This is a genomic window from Microbacterium laevaniformans (assembly GCF_016907555.1).
Taxonomy (GTDB): Bacteria; Actinomycetota; Actinomycetes; order Actinomycetales; family Microbacteriaceae; genus Microbacterium; species Microbacterium laevaniformans.
The window spans coordinates 1,470,212-1,485,336 of the sequence record NZ_JAFBCE010000001.1; the positions used below are offsets into that span (position 1 = coordinate 1,470,212).

General features: G+C 68.2%; 13 protein-coding genes. 4 read left to right on the top strand and 9 right to left on the bottom strand.

Features of this window, described 5'->3' with window-relative positions:
* The first annotated feature begins 27 nt into the window (after positions 1–27).
* The 3 genes from glgX to glgB all read left to right on the top strand — a co-directional run bounded on the left by glgX (position 28) and on the right by glgB (position 6,418).
* A complete protein-coding gene (glgX, locus tag JOE53_RS06905; RefSeq protein WP_204947244.1) occupies positions 28–2,127 on the top strand; it encodes a glycogen debranching protein GlgX in 2,100 nt (699 codons plus the stop codon).
* A 188-nt stretch (positions 2,128–2,315) separates the two neighbouring features.
* Entirely contained in the window at positions 2,316–4,283 is a 1,968-nt protein-coding gene (locus JOE53_RS06910) for an alpha-1,4-glucan--maltose-1-phosphate maltosyltransferase (RefSeq protein ID WP_204948187.1), read from the top strand.
* Positions 4,280–6,418, top strand: coding sequence for a 1,4-alpha-glucan branching protein GlgB (gene glgB, locus JOE53_RS06915; RefSeq protein ID WP_204947245.1), 2,139 nt, complete (start codon positions 4,280–4,282; stop codon positions 6,416–6,418). The genes JOE53_RS06910 and glgB overlap by 4 nt, the downstream gene beginning before the upstream one ends.
* A gap of 31 nt (positions 6,419–6,449) precedes the next feature.
* On the opposite strand, the gene JOE53_RS06920 is transcribed toward glgB, so the two are convergent.
* Positions 6,450–7,379, bottom strand: a complete 930-nt coding sequence (locus JOE53_RS06920; protein ID WP_204947246.1) for a tetratricopeptide repeat protein — start codon at positions 7,377–7,379, stop codon at positions 6,450–6,452.
* Positions 7,380–9,137 carry a glycosyl transferase gene (locus tag JOE53_RS06925; RefSeq protein WP_204947247.1) on the bottom strand — a complete coding sequence of 586 codons (1,758 nt, stop codon included), beginning with the start codon at positions 9,135–9,137 and terminating at the stop codon, positions 7,380–7,382.
* 167 nt (positions 9,138–9,304) lie between these two features.
* Between JOE53_RS06925 and JOE53_RS06930 the strand changes: the two genes are divergently transcribed.
* Entirely contained in the window at positions 9,305–10,384 is a 1,080-nt protein-coding gene (locus tag JOE53_RS06930; protein ID WP_036283736.1) for an AI-2E family transporter, read from the top strand.
* 3 nt (positions 10,385–10,387) lie between these two features.
* Here JOE53_RS06930 and JOE53_RS06935 read toward each other — a convergent pair whose 3' ends face one another.
* From JOE53_RS06935 to pyrH, 7 genes are all read right to left on the bottom strand, one after another.
* Positions 10,388–11,101 (bottom strand): alpha/beta hydrolase, encoded by a 714-nt coding sequence (locus JOE53_RS06935; protein ID WP_005050260.1) that lies wholly within the window; start codon positions 11,099–11,101, stop codon positions 10,388–10,390.
* Between the two features lies 1 nt (position 11,102).
* Positions 11,103–11,384 carry a hypothetical protein gene (locus JOE53_RS14700; protein ID WP_005050258.1) on the bottom strand — a complete coding sequence of 94 codons (282 nt, stop codon included), beginning with the start codon at positions 11,382–11,384 and terminating at the stop codon, positions 11,103–11,105.
* Positions 11,385–11,388: 4 nt separating this feature from the next.
* Positions 11,389–11,991, bottom strand: a complete 603-nt coding sequence (locus JOE53_RS06940) for an aggregation-promoting factor C-terminal-like domain-containing protein (protein ID WP_061683732.1) — start codon at positions 11,989–11,991, stop codon at positions 11,389–11,391.
* Positions 11,992–12,174: 183 nt separating this feature from the next.
* Entirely contained in the window at positions 12,175–12,741 is a 567-nt protein-coding gene (locus JOE53_RS06945) for a DivIVA domain-containing protein (RefSeq protein ID WP_061683710.1), read from the bottom strand.
* Positions 12,738–13,760, bottom strand: coding sequence for a phosphatidate cytidylyltransferase (locus JOE53_RS06950; protein ID WP_204947248.1), 1,023 nt, complete (start codon positions 13,758–13,760; stop codon positions 12,738–12,740). Before JOE53_RS06950 ends, JOE53_RS06945 begins: the two co-directional genes overlap by 4 nt.
* A gap of 4 nt (positions 13,761–13,764) precedes the next feature.
* Positions 13,765–14,319, bottom strand: coding sequence for a ribosome recycling factor (frr, locus tag JOE53_RS06955; protein WP_005050254.1), 555 nt, complete (start codon positions 14,317–14,319; stop codon positions 13,765–13,767).
* 57 nt (positions 14,320–14,376) lie between these two features.
* Positions 14,377–15,096 (bottom strand): UMP kinase, encoded by a 720-nt coding sequence (gene pyrH, locus JOE53_RS06960; RefSeq protein WP_016465040.1) that lies wholly within the window; start codon positions 15,094–15,096, stop codon positions 14,377–14,379.
* Between the last annotated feature and the right edge of the window lie 29 nt (positions 15,097–15,125).

The following is a 15,125-nucleotide window of genomic DNA, read 5'->3' on the forward strand; positions in this document are numbered from 1 at the left end:
ACTCACCGCGTCACTACTCTAGAGCGCATGGCCAGCCCGAAGCCGTCCCGTATCGTCGAAGCCCACCCCGCCCCGCCCGCACCGTTCCTCGGGCCTGCCTATGACCGGCTCGGCGTCACCCTCGCCCCCGAGGGCGGCACCCTTCGTGTGTGGTCGGAGGACGCGACAGGGATCGAGCTGGTCGTCTTCGACGCGGACGATCTCGACTGGATCACCGCGAGCATCCCGCTGACCCCCGCGGGCGACGACGTCTGGGAGGTGACGACGCCGCACCTGCGCGTCGGCGCGTGCTACGCGCTTCGCGTCACGGGTCCGGCCGGCCCCGGGCAGACCTTCAACCCCGAGAGCCTGCTCCTCGATCCCTACGCGCGAGGCCTGGTACCGGTGCGTATCGGCCAGTGGCGCGCGAGCGTCGTCGACGACGAGTTCGACTGGAACGGGATCGCGCGTCCGCAGACGCCGATGGACCGGACGGTGATCTACGAAGCCCACGTCAAGGGGCTCACCAAACGGCACCCCGACATCCCGCCGGCGCTGCACGGCACGTACGCGGGACTCGGGCATCCGGCGATGATCGCGCACCTGCGCGGGCTGGGTGTGACCGCGGTCGAACTCCTGCCGATCCACGCGTTCGAAACCGAGCCGCGCCTTCTCAATCAGGGGCTGACGAACTACTGGGGCTACAACACCCTCAACTTCTTCAGCGCGCATGCACCCTACGCGACCGCTGACGCCGTCGCCGCCGGTCCCGACGCGGTGCTGCGCGAGGTCAAGACGATGGTTCGCGATCTCCACGCCGCGGGCATCGAGGTCATCCTCGACGTGGTGTACAACCACACGTCCGAGCTCGGTCTGGGCGGACCGCGATCCAGCTTCCGTGGTATCGACAACCGCGGCTACTACCGGCAGCAGGATGACGGCGCCTACTTCGACGTCACCGGGTGCGGCAACGCCGTCAACACGGCGACGGGCGCCGCCGCGCGTCTCGTGCTGGACTCCCTGAGGTACTGGGCCGGCAACGTGCAGATCGACGGATTCCGCTTCGACCTGGCCGTGACCCTGGGGCGTGGTGGCGACAACGCGTTCGATCCTGAGCACCCGCTGCTTCGGGCGATCGTGGAGGATCCGTCGCTCGCGGGCCTGAAGATGATCGCCGAGCCCTGGGACGTCGGTATGGGCGGCTGGCAGACGGGCAACTTCGGCACGGGCTGGGCCGAGTGGAACGACCGCTACCGCGACCGCGTTCGCAACTTCTGGCTGAGCGACATCGATTACGCCCGCCGCGCCTCGACGTCGCCCGTCGGCATCGGGGGTTTCGCCACCCGGCTCGCCGGCTCGTCGAACACGTTCAGCGCCGAGCGCGGACCGCTCGCGAGCGTCAACTTCGTCACCGCGCACGACGGCTTCACCCTGCGTGACCTCGTCTCCTACGACGTCAAGCACAACCTCGGCAACGGCGAGCAGAACCGCGACGGCGCCGACACGAACCGTTCTTTCAATCATGGTGCCGAAGGGCGCACCGACGACGAGGCGATCCTGGCGACGCGCCGAAAGGCGATGCGCAACCTCATGGGAACGCTGCTGTTGTCGGCCGGTGTGCCGATGATGACCGCGGGCGATGAGTTCGGGCGGACGCAGCGAGGAAACAACAACGCCTACTGCCACGACTCGCCGCTGACCTGGCTCAGCTGGGAGCATGCTCCGTGGCAGGACGACCTGCTGGCTCACGTGCGTCGACTCATCCGGTTGCGCCGCGACAACCCCGCTCTGCGGCCGCGTCGTTTCGCGCGTGACGCTCACGTCGTCCCCAGCGCGTCGGTCATCGACTGGTACGACGAGAACGGCGAGACGATGTCGATCGAGCGGTGGACCGATCCCGCGCACCGGACCCTGCAGTACGACGCGGCATCCACACCGGAAGAGGAGGATCCGAACCGGATCCTGCTGGTCGTGCACGGCACCGAGAGCGCGGTGGACGTGACGCTCCCCACGATCGAGGGCGTGAGCGGCTACGTGTCACTGTGGTCCAGCGTGCCTGACCGTCCCGACACGACCGAGCCGCTGTTCGCGCCGGGCGCCGTGCTCACCCTCCCCGGAACCGCTCTGCATCTGTTCCGGATGCAATGACGCGAACCGGACGCCGAGTGGTGTGCCCATTCGGTGTTCGGCGGTAAGTTCGAGTCGTGGCTTCGACGACGCGCTCCACTTCTTCCGTTCCTCCTCGCGCGACGACGCTGCGCAGCGCTGCACCGATTCCGATACGCCCGGTCACCGCGTGGCGCGGTGTGACCGACACGCGGGCGGGACGGATCCCGATGGCGCTGGCGCACCCGTCCGTTCCGGACGCGCTGTTTCGACCGTCCGCATTCTCCGGCGAGGCGGTTCCGTTCGTCGTCACCGCCTTCCGCGAGGGGCACGACCGGATCGGGGTGCACGTGCGGCTCTTCTCCCCCTCGGGAGAGGAGTCTCTGCACCGGCTGTCTCCGCTCGGTGACGGTTTCGATCGCTGGAGCGTCGACATCGCGCCACTCGAAGAGGGCATCTGGCGGTTTCGCTTCGAGGCCTTCGGCGACGATGTCGCGACGTGGGAGCACGCGGCCGACCTGAAGATCGCGGCGGGGGTCGACACCCCGCTCATGCGCGAGATGGGCGCGAGACTGTTCGCCGATGCGGCGCGGGAAAAGGATCGCCCGGCAGCCGAACGCAAGGCGTTGAGGGCTGCCGCCGGCGCGCTGCGCGACCCGGGGACGAGCGATGACGAGGCGTTGGCCATCGTCCGCGACCCCGCGATCGCCGCGTACTTCGACGCACGTCCCCTGCAGTCGCTCGTCACCGTGGGCCCCGATCTCGAGCTGCTCGTGGAGCGAGAGCGCGCGGGCGTCGGCGCCTGGTACGAGTTCTTCCCTCGGTCCGAGGGCGCGAAGCGATTGACGGACGGATCGATCAAGAGCGGCACCTTCCGCACGGCCACCAAGCGGCTGCCGGCGGTCGCCGCGATGGGCTTCGACGTGCTGTACCTGCCGCCGATTCACCCCATCGGCGAGGTCAACCGCAAGGGACCCAACAACACGCTGACCGCCGCCGCGGGCGATCCCGGCTCGCCGTGGGCCATCGGGTCGGCAGCCGGCGGCCACGACACGGTGCACCCCGACCTGGGCACCCTCGCAGACTTCCGGGCCTTCGTCCGTGCGGCGCGGACCGAGGGACTCGAGGTCGCGCTCGACCTCGCTCTTCAGGCGGCGCCCGATCACCCGTGGGTCGCTGCTCACCCGGAGTGGTTCACCACCTTGCCCGACGGCACGATCGCCTACGCGGAGAATCCCCCGAAGAAGTACCAGGACATCTACCCTATCAACTTCGACAACGATCCTGCGGGCATTCGCGCCGAAGTCCTCCGCATCGTCCGGCACTGGATCGCGCAGGGCGTGAAGATCTTCCGCGTGGACAACCCGCACACGAAGCCGCTGCAGTTCTGGGAATGGCTCATCGCCACGGTGAATGCCGAGCACCCGGACGTGATCTTCCTGGCCGAGGCCTTCACTCGTCCAGCTCCTCTTCAGGCGCTCGCGCAGGCCGGCTTCCAGCAGAGCTACTCGTACTTCACGTGGCGCAACACCAAGGCGGAGTTGGAGGAGTTCCTTCGCTGGGTGTCCCACGACACCGCGGACTTCATGCGGCCCAACCTCTTCGTCAACACGCCTGACATCCTCACCGAGTACCTCCAGTACGGGGGGCGCCCCGCCTACAAGATCCGGGCAGCCCTGGCCGCCACCGCCGGCGCCTCCTACGGCGTGTACGCCGGCTACGAGCTGATCGAGAACGTGGCCCGGCCGGGGTCGGAAGAGAACATCGACAACGAGAAGTACGAGTACAAGCTGCGCGACTGGGATGCCGCGGCATCCCAGGGACTGACCATCGCCCCCTACCTGACGCGCCTCAACGAGATCCGCCGCGCTCACCCGGCGCTGCGACAGCTGCGCGACATCTCGATCCACTGGAGCGACGACGACGCGATCCTCGTCTTCGTCAAGCACCTGCCCGCGGCGCTGAGCGTCGACGGGGTCGACGACACGATCATCGTCGTCGCGAACGTCGACCCGCATTCGACCCGCCAGACCACGGTGCACATCGACTCCACCGTGTTCGGCGTGGCGCGCGGCGCCGACTACGTCGTCGAGGACCTCGTCACGGGCGCGACGTGGACCTGGAACCAGGACAACTTCGTCCGCCTGGACGCGTTCGACGAACCCGTCCACATCCTGCACGTGAAGGAGACCCGATGAGCGACATCTCCGACCAGGTCCTGGACACGGTCGCGACGGGCTCCTACCACGCCCCGCACGACATCCTCGGCCCGCATCGACGCGCCGATGGGTCCTGGGTGATCCGCGCACGTCGGCCGATGGCTTCATCGGTCACGGCCGTAGCGGACGACGGCACCGAGATCCCGCTCGAGCACGTGCGCGCCGGAATCTGGGAGGGCCAGAGCCCCGCGCAGCCCCGCGCGTACGAACTGGTGGCCACCTACGAGGGCGGCGCCGACTACCGCGTCGACGATCCGTACCGTCATCTTCCGACCCTGGGCGACGTCGATCGTTATCTGATCGCCGAAGGTCGCCATGAGCAGCTCTGGCAGGCACTCGGCGCGCACGTGCGTCATTACGACGGCATCAGCGGCGTGTCGTTCGCTGTCTGGGCGCCGAATGCGCGCGCTGTGCGTGTCGTCGGCGACTTCAACGCGTGGGACGGCCAGGGGCACGCGCTGCGCAGCCTCGGCTCCAGCGGTGTCTGGGAGTTGTTCGTGCCCGGGCTCGCGGCCGGCGCGGTCTACAAGTACGAGATCCTCACGCGCCACGGCGGCTGGATTCTCAAGGCCGATCCGATGGCCCAGCGTGCCGAGGTTCCGCCGGCGACCGGATCCGTCGTCACCGAAAGCGCGTACAGCTGGGGCGACGAGGAGTGGATGGCCGCCCGCGCCGGCCGCGATGTCCTGTCCCAGCCGATGTCGACGTACGAGCTCCACCTCGGGTCGTGGCGACCCGGACTCGGCTACCGGGACGCGGCCGAGCCCCTGATCGCCTACCTCACCGAGACCGGATACACCCATGTCGAGTTCCTGCCCCTGGCCGAGCATCCGTTCGGTGGCTCGTGGGGGTATCAGGTCAGCGGCTACTACGCTCCGACGAGCCGCTTCGGCAGTCCCGACGACCTGCGCCACCTGATCGACCGACTGCACCAGGCCGGCTTCGGCGTCATCATGGACTGGGTTCCGGGCCATTTCCCGAAGGATGCGTTCGCGCTCGCCCGTTTCGACGGTGACCCGCTGTACGAGCACCCCGATCCCCGCCGCGGCGAGCACAAGGACTGGGGCACGCTCATCTTCGACTACGGCCGCAATGAGGTGCGCAACTTCCTGGTGGCCAACGCCCTCTACTGGCTGGAGGAGTTCCACGTCGACGGTCTGCGGGTGGATGCCGTGGCCTCGATGCTCTATCTCGACTATTCGCGCGAAGCCGGCGAGTGGGAGCCGAACATCTACGGCGGTCGCGAGAACCTGGAGGCCATCCGGTTCCTTCAGGAGGTCAACGCCACCGCATACAAGCGTTACCCCGGCATCGCCATGATCGCGGAGGAGTCCACCAGCTACCCGGGCGTCACGGCGCCCACGAGCGCCGGAGGCCTCGGCTTCGGTCTCAAGTGGAACATGGGCTGGATGAACGACTCGCTGGAATACATCAAGCGTGACCCCATGTACCGCGGCCATCATGAGGGCGAACTGTCCTTCTCCTTCGTGTACGCCTTCAGCGAACACTTCGTCCTTCCGATCAGCCATGACGAGGTCGTTCACGGGAAGGGGACGCTGTTCACACGGATGCCGGGTGATCACTGGCAGAAGCTCGCCAACACCCGCGCCTTCCTGGCGTACATGTGGGGTCATCCGGGCAAGCAGCTGCTGTTCATGGGCCAGGACTTCGGGCAGCTGTCCGAATGGTCGGAGGGACGAGGACTGGACTGGTGGATGCTCGATCAGCCGCCGCACCGTCAGCTCCTCGACTTCGTGGCTGCGCTCAATCGCGTCTACCGGGAGAACTCACCGTTGTGGGCGCGCGACAGCGACGGCTCCGCCTTCCGGCGCCTCGGGGCCCCCACCTGGAACCCGAACGTCATCGCCTTCGCGCGGGATGACGACCGGGGCAACACCGTGGTCGTCATCTGCAACTTCTCCGGTGTTCCCCTTCACGATTACGCCCTGGACCTGCCCGCCGGCGGAGCGTGGCGGGAACTGCTCAACTCCGATGCGGAATCCTACGGCGGCTCCGGAGTGGGCAACTTCGGGACCGTGCACGCCGATGACAACGGGCGCGCGACGCTCGTTCTGCCGCCGCTCGGCGTGCTCTGGCTCGGCCGCCCGGCGTAGGTGCCGGCGGCCGATGCCGGAACAGTCGGTGTCAGAACAGCAGTGAGCTCAGCTGGCCGCGGGCACGGATGACGCGCGCGTCGCTGTTCCCGATGAGTCCGAAGAGCTCGATGAGGCGATCGCGGACGGCGCCGCGCTCATCGGACGGCAGCGCCGCGAACAAATCGAGCAGGCGCGCGAACGCGTCGTCGACGTGACCGCCGGCGATGTCGAGATCGGCGACGGCGAACTGGGCCTCGATGTCGGTGGGCGCGGATGCCGCGGCATCCCGCGCCTGCTGGAGATCCAGGCCCTGCACGCGCTGCAGGAGACGTACCTGGCCGAGACCGGCCCGAGCCTCCTCGTCGCGCGGGTTCTCCGCGAGCGCCGCCTCATACGCCGAAACGGCGCGCGCGTAGTCACCCGCCTCGATCGCATCGAACGCCTCCTGGTGCCGCGGGGGCAGGACGGGCTCATCGGGTTCAGCCGACTCGGCGCCGTCGACGGGGACGGTGCCTGTGACGCCGTTCTGGGCTGCCAGCTGCAGCAGCTGGGCGAAGACGTCGCGGACCTGCTGCTCCGGCACCGCGCCGGTGAACAGCGGAACGGGCTGCCCCGCAACAAGGGCGACGACCATGGGGATCGACTGCGCGCGGAAGCCCTGGGCGAGCTGAGGGTTCGCATCCACGTCGACCTTGGCGAGCACCACACGTCCGTCGAGCTCGGTCACGACTTTCTCGAGAATCGGGCTCAGCTGCTTGCAGGGGCCACACCACTCGGCCCACAGATCCACCACGACCGGCACGGATCGCGACAGCTCGAGCACCTGACCGAAGCTCTCGTCGGTCGCATCGAAGATCAACGACGGGCCGGGGCCCGCTGAGGGCGCCGTTGCGGAGCCGGCGGGTGCCGACGGGCGCGAACGCAAAGACGACAGGTCGACGGCACCGCGCAGCACGGCGCCCGAGGTGGGATCGCTCACTTAGGGGGCTACTTTCGCGTCGAGGATGGAGGTCGAGTATCCCAGCAGCTGAATGCGCTTGCTGGAACTCTGAGAAGGGACGAAGAAGAAGAGCTGGTCAACGAAGGTCGTCGTGAAACCGGTCGAGGACTGATTCACTCCGGTGAGGGTCTGCACGATTGCGTTGTTGTCGAGCTTGATGACCGCGTCGGTGTTCGTGGGCTTGACCGTGTCGCTCTCATGCACGGTCACCGCGACGATCGCTCCCGAATCCAGCGTGGCGAGCGAGATGGGTTCGTCCGGGCCGGCGGATGCGGCGTACGTCAGCGTCCCGGTCTGCGCCCCGGTCTGATTGAACGCCTGCAGTCGCGTGGCGCGGTTGTCCGCGACCAGCTTGCGGAAGGGGTCGTTCGTCGAGTCGAACTGTGCTGCGAACGCGCTGCTGTCGCCGTTGGTGAGGATGTCGGCGTAGGCCGCGGCCACCTTGTTGGGAGCCAGCGCGAGGAACGGCGAGTCCGGGTCGATGGAGATCGCGCCGACGTAGGAGGGCGCGAGGTTGAGACTGGCCTGCGACACCAGCTCGGCTTCCCTGCTCACCTTGTACGGAGACCAGGGGTCCTCCTGGGTGACGCTCAGAATGACGTCCCCCGTCTCGATGACAGCGAAGAACGTGCGCGGCCACCCGTCGTAGGCCTCGGGGAGAATGATCTTCACCGGCTTGTCCGGCACGGCGTTCAGCGCCGTGTGCGCGGCGACGTCGCGCAACTTGTAGTCGGTCTCTCGAGCCGCCAGTGCCGATCCCGTCAACCGCAGCGCGGCCGCCCCGGGATCCTTCGCGGCGTCTGCCTTCGCCACCTGCTCGGAGATCCGCGTGAGGATGCGCTCGCCTTGCTGCTGCGTCACGGCGGGCTGTCCCTGGTCCTGCGGCACGACGACGCTCTCGGATGCCGTGGGGGTCGGGGTGCCGGCCAGCTGAGGCCATGCGTCCGCGGTGCAGCCGGTGAACAGCAACGCGGCGACGCCGACGGCCGGAGCCGCGAGCAGTGCGCGCTTGCCGCGGGTCAACTGACGACGCGAGGGCGTGGCGCTGATGACGCCCTTGTCGGCCCCCGCGACCGCGACGTCGATGGGCTCGGTCACCGGCATCGGCAGACCCTTGCGGCGCGGGCCGCGCGATCGGCGTGCATGCCGCACGCCGAGGACGTACACGATGATGCCGATCAGCAAGAAGATGCTGCCCAGGACGATGAGAGGACCCGCCCACGGGGTCGTCGCTCCCGTCGGCCAGGTCACGGTGAGGCTGCTCGGCGCCGGCTTCACACCGTCGGTGGCCACGAGCAGGCTCATGTCCGCCGGAAGCTGCAGGGGGGTGATGAGGACGTCATCCTGCTGGAACTCATCCAGCCAGAGATCCGAGCCGACGGGGGTGATCGGCGCGCTGCCGGCGGCCGGCGGGTTCTTCGCCGCGACGGCCGTCGTCGTGGTGGCTCCCCCATCGACGGTCACGTGGGTGTACGAGGACGGCGTCAGCCAGGCTTCGAGGTCGGCCGTGCGCCCGTACGAGGCGAAGATCGTGCCCGCCTCCTGGACACGGAGGGTCTGTGAGCCGGCGTGGCTGTTGAGCACGCTGCCATCGATCAGGATGTACGGCGCGTCGCCGGTGACGGAGATCGTCTCGCTCTCGGTCCGCGGACCCTGCAGCACGGTGCGCTGGGCGATACCGGCGCCGATCATGACCGCAGCCAGCACGAAGGCCGTCACAGCCCAGACGAAACGCACGTAAGACACCTCCCGCGCGCACCGCAGACGGGATCGCGGCGCGCAATCGACGTTCCAGCCTAGCGACATCCTGCTGTGCGTCGCCCGGGAGGACCGTGATACCCCCGACGACCGCCGCGGCCGTGTCGCCCGCGAAAGCGCCGCGCGGTGCGTATTCTGACATCACCATGAAGCTGCAGCATCCGTTCCGCACGGCTCTCGTCGCCACGCTCGGCGTGGGCGTCGGCATCCTGCTCATCACCAGCGTGCAGTCGCTGTCGACGATCCTGCTGTACGTGGGGACGGCCCTGTTCCTCGCGCTCGGGCTCGATCCTCTCGTCAGCTGGCTGGAGCGTCGTCGCCTGCCGCGGTGGGCGGCGCTGCTGATCACCTTCGCGGCAGTGCTGGCGGTGTTCACCGGCATCGTGCTGATCGTCATCCCGGTCCTCGTGGGGCAGATCGCTCAGCTGATCACGCAGGTGCAGCGACTCATCGACAGCGCGGTCAACGGCTCGTGGAACCCCGTCGACGATCTGTCGAAGTGGCTGCACGCCACCTTCCCCGCGCTGGATGTCGACATGGCGTTCAAGTACGTGTCCGACTGGTTCAACAGCCTGGACTTCGCGCAGATCGGAACATCGGCCGGCAACGTGATCCTCGGCATCGGCGCCTCGATCATCTCGCTCATCACCGGGGCGATCATCATCCTGATCCTCACGATCTACTTCACCGCGTCGACGCCGTCGCTGAAGGCGTCGGTCGCACAGCTCGTGCCCGCCTCGAAGCGGGCACGTTTCGTCGACCTCTCAGAGCAGATCACCGCATCCGTGGGTCACTACGTCATGGGGCAGGTCACGCTCGGTGCCATCAACGGTGTCCTCAGCGCCGCCTTCCTCTCGATCATCGGGGCCCCGTTCCCGGCCGTGTTGGCGGTGATCGCGTTCTTCTTCTCGCTGATCCCCCTCGTGGGCACACTCACGGGTTCGGCGATCATCGTGCTCACCTGCCTCATCCCCGGACTCAGCTCGCCGCTGACGGCGATCGTGGCGCTCGTCTGGTACGTGGTGTACATGCAGGTGGAGGCCTACCTCCTCTCGCCGCGCATCATGAACCGCGCGGTGTCGGTGCCCGGCGCCGTCGTGGTGATCGCAGCGCTGGCCGGAGGCGCCCTGCTCGGACTCCTGGGCGCGCTCATCGCGATTCCCGTTGCCGCGAGCATCCTGATCATCTACCGTCAGGTGATCATTCCTCGTCAGAACGAGCGATGAGTCCTACTGCTCGTCCCATTCGGTGGCGAGGGGCAGCGCGTCGGGGTTGACGGCCGCGACGATCTCCGTGAGAACGCGGCGCGTCTGCGTCTCCCCCACCCACAGATGCTTGCCGCCGTCGACGGCGATGACCCGCGCATGGTCGATGGGGGCGAAACGGTCGTGAGCTTCGGCGGGGCGGAGGTAGTCGTCGAACTCGGGGATGAGAGCCACCACCTGCCTGGTCTCTCCCCGCCACGCGGCGACGTCCGCCGCGGTGGCGCGATGCAACGGCGGGGAGAGCAGGATGACGCCGTCGATCGCGTGATCCCGCCCGTACTTCAGAGCCAGTTCGGTACCGAAAGACCATCCCACGAGCCAGGGATGCGGCAGAGCCCGCGCCTCGACGAAAGCGAGCGCCGCGGCAACGTCGAACTCCTCGGCGCGTCCGCCGTCGAAGGCACCCTCGCTCGTGCCGCGGGGCGACGTCGTGCCCCGCGTGTTGAATCGCAGGACGGCGAGGTCGGCGAGGGCCGGCAGGCGTCCGGCGGCTTTCCTCAGGATGTGCGAATCCATGAACCCGCCGGCTGTGGGCAGCGGATGCAGTGTCACGAGCGTGGCGACCGGGTCGCGGTGCGCGGGCAGCGCCAGCTCTCCGACGAGAGTCAGCCCGTCGAGCGTTTCGAGCTCGATCTCCTCGCGCCGCGCGGGCAGAAGTACCGGTCCGCGAATCTCCATCTCATGCCACCTTCCAACAGGCCGTGTGCCAGTGCCGCCGCGCGGCCAGATCCGCGGCGTCGCCCAGGACGCCGTCCGCGCGCCACACCACGACGTGAGCCGTGCGCGGCGCTATAGATCGGCCGCACCCCGGGCAGACGTAGGTCTTCTGCGCCTGGACGGCACTGACCGGTTGCACGGTCCACTCGGCGCCGCGCCGGGACTCGGTACGCTTCCAGCCGCTCAACAGCCGATCGAACGAATCGTCGGCTGGTGAGGGCTGCCGTCGGTTCGCGCGCGGCATGTGCTCAATACCACCCCGTGGACTGTGAGTGCGACCACGCCCCGCACGGGCTGCTGTAACGTCCCCCGATGTAGCCGAGGCCCCAGGCGATCTGCGTTGCAGGATTGGTCTCCCAGTCTGAGCCCGCCGACGCCATCTTGCTTCCCGGAAGCGCCTGCGGGATGCCGTAAGCGCCGCTTCCCGCGTTGTAGGCGCCCACACGCCATCCGGACTCCTTGTTCCACAGGGCGACCAGGCAGGCGAACTCGTCGTCGCCCCAGCCGCGCTGCTGGACCATCCCGTACGCGATGGACTGTGCCGTGCCCGGGTCGGGAGCCACGAACGGGGGCGACCACGACGAGCTCGACGACGACGATCCCTTCGCTGCCGACGGCGTGGGCGTCGGCGTGGGCTTGGGCGTGACGTAGACGCTGTACACGACGCCGTCGCGTCCGAGGCCGACTGTCTGGTCGGATGCCGCGAGGTACGCCTGGGCGTTGGCGATCGTCGACGCGTAGAGAGAAATGGGGGCGACCTCGGCGGCCTGGGCGCGCGGGCTCGTGGCCGTCATCGGTCCGATGTACGCGACGCCGAATCCGAGAACGGCCAGCACGGCGAATCCGCTCATGACGCCGCGTCGGCGCGACCACTTCGCCGTGGGGGCAGGCGGACGCACGCGACGCGGGGAAACCTGATTTCTCCGCGCGGCGCGCGTCTCGGGAACATCGACGCGGGCGGGCGTCGATTCGGCGTCGGCAGTCACAGTCCTCCGATTCTAGCGCGCTGCTCCGAGCCCGCCAGGCTGTCCTGATCAGACGACGGCGAGCATGACCTCGACGGTGGCGTCCAGGACAGCGTCCACCTGCGCCTCGCTGTAGCCCCGCCGCTGCATCCGGAAAGCGACCGAACGCACCTGGTCGACGGTCACCGGTTCGCCGCTCTCGAGGAAGCGTGCGATCTTGTCGGCGACCAGATCGACCTCGTCGACCCGGTAGCCGAAGCGCAGCATTCCGACGCGGCGGAAGCGACGGCCCTTGGGGCGGGTGAGGCGATCCAGCACCTCCTGGGCCAGCTTGCGCGACTGTCCCACCCATGCTCGTGCGCCGCGACGAGACAGTGCCTGTTCGCGTTCGCGGGCGGCGAACGCGTCTTCGATGCGGCTGAGAGCAGCATCGACCGCGACCACCTGGTATCCACGCCGCACGAGCGGAAACGCGGCCGTGCGGACGGCGGCCGCATCGATGTCTGTCGACTGCCCCGACTCGAACGCCGCGCGGGCGCGGGCCAGGAAATCGTCGACGGCATCGGGACGATAGCCGCGGGTGCGGCCGGACGTCAGCGGGAACGGCGGCGCGCTCGTCGCGACGGCGTCGTTCATGAGACCACCAGAGGAGAGAAGAGGAAATAGAGAGCCAGAGCGGCGGCAGCCGAGGGCAGGATCGAGTCCAGCCGATCAAGCACGCCGCCGTGGCCCGGCAGCCATGAACTCATGTCTTTGATGCCCAGATCGCGCTTGATCATCGACTCGCCGAGGTCACCGACGGTCGCACACCCCAAGATGAGCAGCCCGAAGACCACGCCGGCCCACCAGGGGATGCCGAGGACGAACAGTGCCCACAGGACGGAGGCGATGAGAGTCGCCAGGGCTCCCCCGGCGAACCCCTCCCATGTCTTCTTCGGGCTGATCCGCGGCGCCATCGGGTGCGAGCCGAAGGCGAGCCCGGACGCGTAGGCTCCGGTGTCCGTCGCGACCACGGCGATCAGCATGCCGAGTACCCAGTACTCGCCCTGGTCCTGGCGCAGCAGGACCAGCGCGAGACTCGCCAGGAACGGGACGTACAGCGGGAGGAAGCCGGCGATCAGCACATCGCCGAGGACCTCGCCGTATCGACGCCCGTCGCGAGCGACCATCTGCGCGAGCAGCCGCCATACGATCACCGCGGTCACCGCCCCGAAGGTCAGCGCCCAATGCGTCAGGTGACCCGCGAAGAAAGCGGACAGCATGATGACCGCGCCGGCGACGATCTGCGGCCACACATCGACGCGCCGGCCGGCGGTCTGCAGCGCCCGGCTGAACTCGAACACGCCGAGCAGACACACCGGCACCGCGAACACGAGGAAGAGCCACTTGATGAACAGCAACGAGCCCAACACCACGGCTCCGACCGCCAACCCGATGAGGATCGCCATCAGAAGATTGCGACCGGTGCGCGCATTGATGCGGTCGGTGACTTCCTCGAAGTCGGCGCGAGCCCGGTCCATCTGGTGCTCGATCTCGGTGCGCGCGGCGCGGACGTGAGCCTGGAAGCTCGCCGAGCTTGCGGAGCGCGCGCGGTCCCCCCCCGGGTCCGGAGCGCCTCCGAGCCCGGCATCTCCCGGCGAGTCGGTGGTCGGCACGTCCTCAGACCTCGAGAAGCTCGGCTTCTTTGCGCTTGAGCGCCTCGTCGATCTCGTCGACGTGGCTGCGCGTGACGGCGTCCAGCTCCTTCTCGGCACGCACGAGATCGTCTTCGCCGACCTCGCTCTTGAGCGCGTCGAGCTCATCCTTCGCCTTTCGACGGATGCCGCGAAGGTGCACCTTGGCGTCTTCCCCCTTGGTGCGAACGAGCTTCACGTACTCCTTGCGACGCTCGGCCGTCAGTTCCGGCATCGACACACGCACGATGTTGCCGTCGTTGGACGGGTTCGCGCCCAGGTTCGGCATGTCGCGGATCGCCTGCTCGATCGCTTTGAGAGCGGACTTGTCATAGGGCGTGACGACCAGAGTGCGCGCTTCCGGCGTGTTCAGGGATGCCAGCTGGGCGAGCGGGGTCGGGGAACCGTAGTAGTCGACCAGGATCTTCTGGAAGAGCTGGGGGTTCGCACGACCCGTGCGCACGGTCGCGAAGTCATCCTTCGCAGCCTCCACGGCGCGGTCCATGCGGGCGGACGTGTCAGCCAGGATCTCGGCGATCACGGTCACTCCATTCGTTCGGTACGTCAGGGAAAAGTCTAGTGCGCAGCCTTGAGCGGCTCAGACGGTGACGAGCGTGCCGATGGATTCGCCCAGGAGCGCGCGCGTGACGTTGCCCGCGGGTTCCATGCCGAAGACACGCATGTCGATGCCGTTGTCCATGCACAGGCTGAACGCCGTGGAGTCCACGACTTTCAGGCCCCGCTGGAGGGCGTCGCGATACGTGATGGTGTCGATCCGGACGGCATCCGGGTTCGTCTTGGGGTCAGCCGTGTAGACGCCGTCGACGCCGTTCTTGGCGACCAGGACCTCGTCCGCGCCGATCTCGAGAGCGCGCTGCGCGGCGACCGTGTCGGTCGAGAAGTAGGGCAAACCGGCGCCGGCGCCGAAGATGACCACGCGGCCCTTCTCCATGTGCCGCTCGGCGCGACGCGGGATGTAAGGCTCTGCGACCTGAGTCATCGAGATGGCCGACTGCACACGTGTGGCAGCGCCGGCCTGCTCGAGGAAGTCCTGCAGCGCGAGCGCGTTCATCACGGTGCCGAGCATGCCCATGTAGTCGGCGCGCCCGCGGTCCATGCCACGCTGGCTCAGTTCCGCTCCGCGGAAGAAGTTGCCACCGCCCACCACGATGGCGATCTCCACCCGGTCGACCGCCGCGGCGATCTCGCGTGCGATCTGACCGACGACGTCGGGGTTGACACCGAGCTGGCCTCCTCCGAAGGCCTCCCCGGACAGCTTCAGGAGGACGCGACGGCGTCCGGTGTTCTCATCGGTCACGGGGGGTTCCTCTCGTCGAGATGCAGACT

What these genes read in the sequence shown, in the direction of transcription:
- glgX (WP_204947244.1), top strand. Translation starts at nt 28, where the DNA reads ATGGCCAGCCCGAAGCCGTCCCGTATCGTCGAAGCCCACCCCGCCCCG.
- JOE53_RS06910 (WP_204948187.1), top strand. Translation starts at nt 2,316, where the DNA reads ATGGCGCTGGCGCACCCGTCCGTTCCGGACGCGCTGTTTCGACCGTCC.
- glgB (WP_204947245.1), top strand. Translation starts at nt 4,280, where the DNA reads ATGAGCGACATCTCCGACCAGGTCCTGGACACGGTCGCGACGGGCTCC.
- JOE53_RS06930 (WP_036283736.1), top strand. Translation starts at nt 9,305, where the DNA reads ATGAAGCTGCAGCATCCGTTCCGCACGGCTCTCGTCGCCACGCTCGGC.
- JOE53_RS06935 (WP_005050260.1), bottom strand. Translation starts at nt 11,101, where the DNA reads ATGGAGATTCGCGGACCGGTACTTCTGCCCGCGCGGCGCGAGGAGATC.
- JOE53_RS14700 (WP_005050258.1), bottom strand. Translation starts at nt 11,384, where the DNA reads ATGCCGCGCGCGAACCGACGGCAGCCCTCACCAGCCGACGATTCGTTC.
- JOE53_RS06940 (WP_061683732.1), bottom strand. Translation starts at nt 11,991, where the DNA reads ATGAGCGGATTCGCCGTGCTGGCCGTTCTCGGATTCGGCGTCGCGTAC.
- JOE53_RS06945 (WP_061683710.1), bottom strand. Translation starts at nt 12,741, where the DNA reads ATGAACGACGCCGTCGCGACGAGCGCGCCGCCGTTCCCGCTGACGTCC.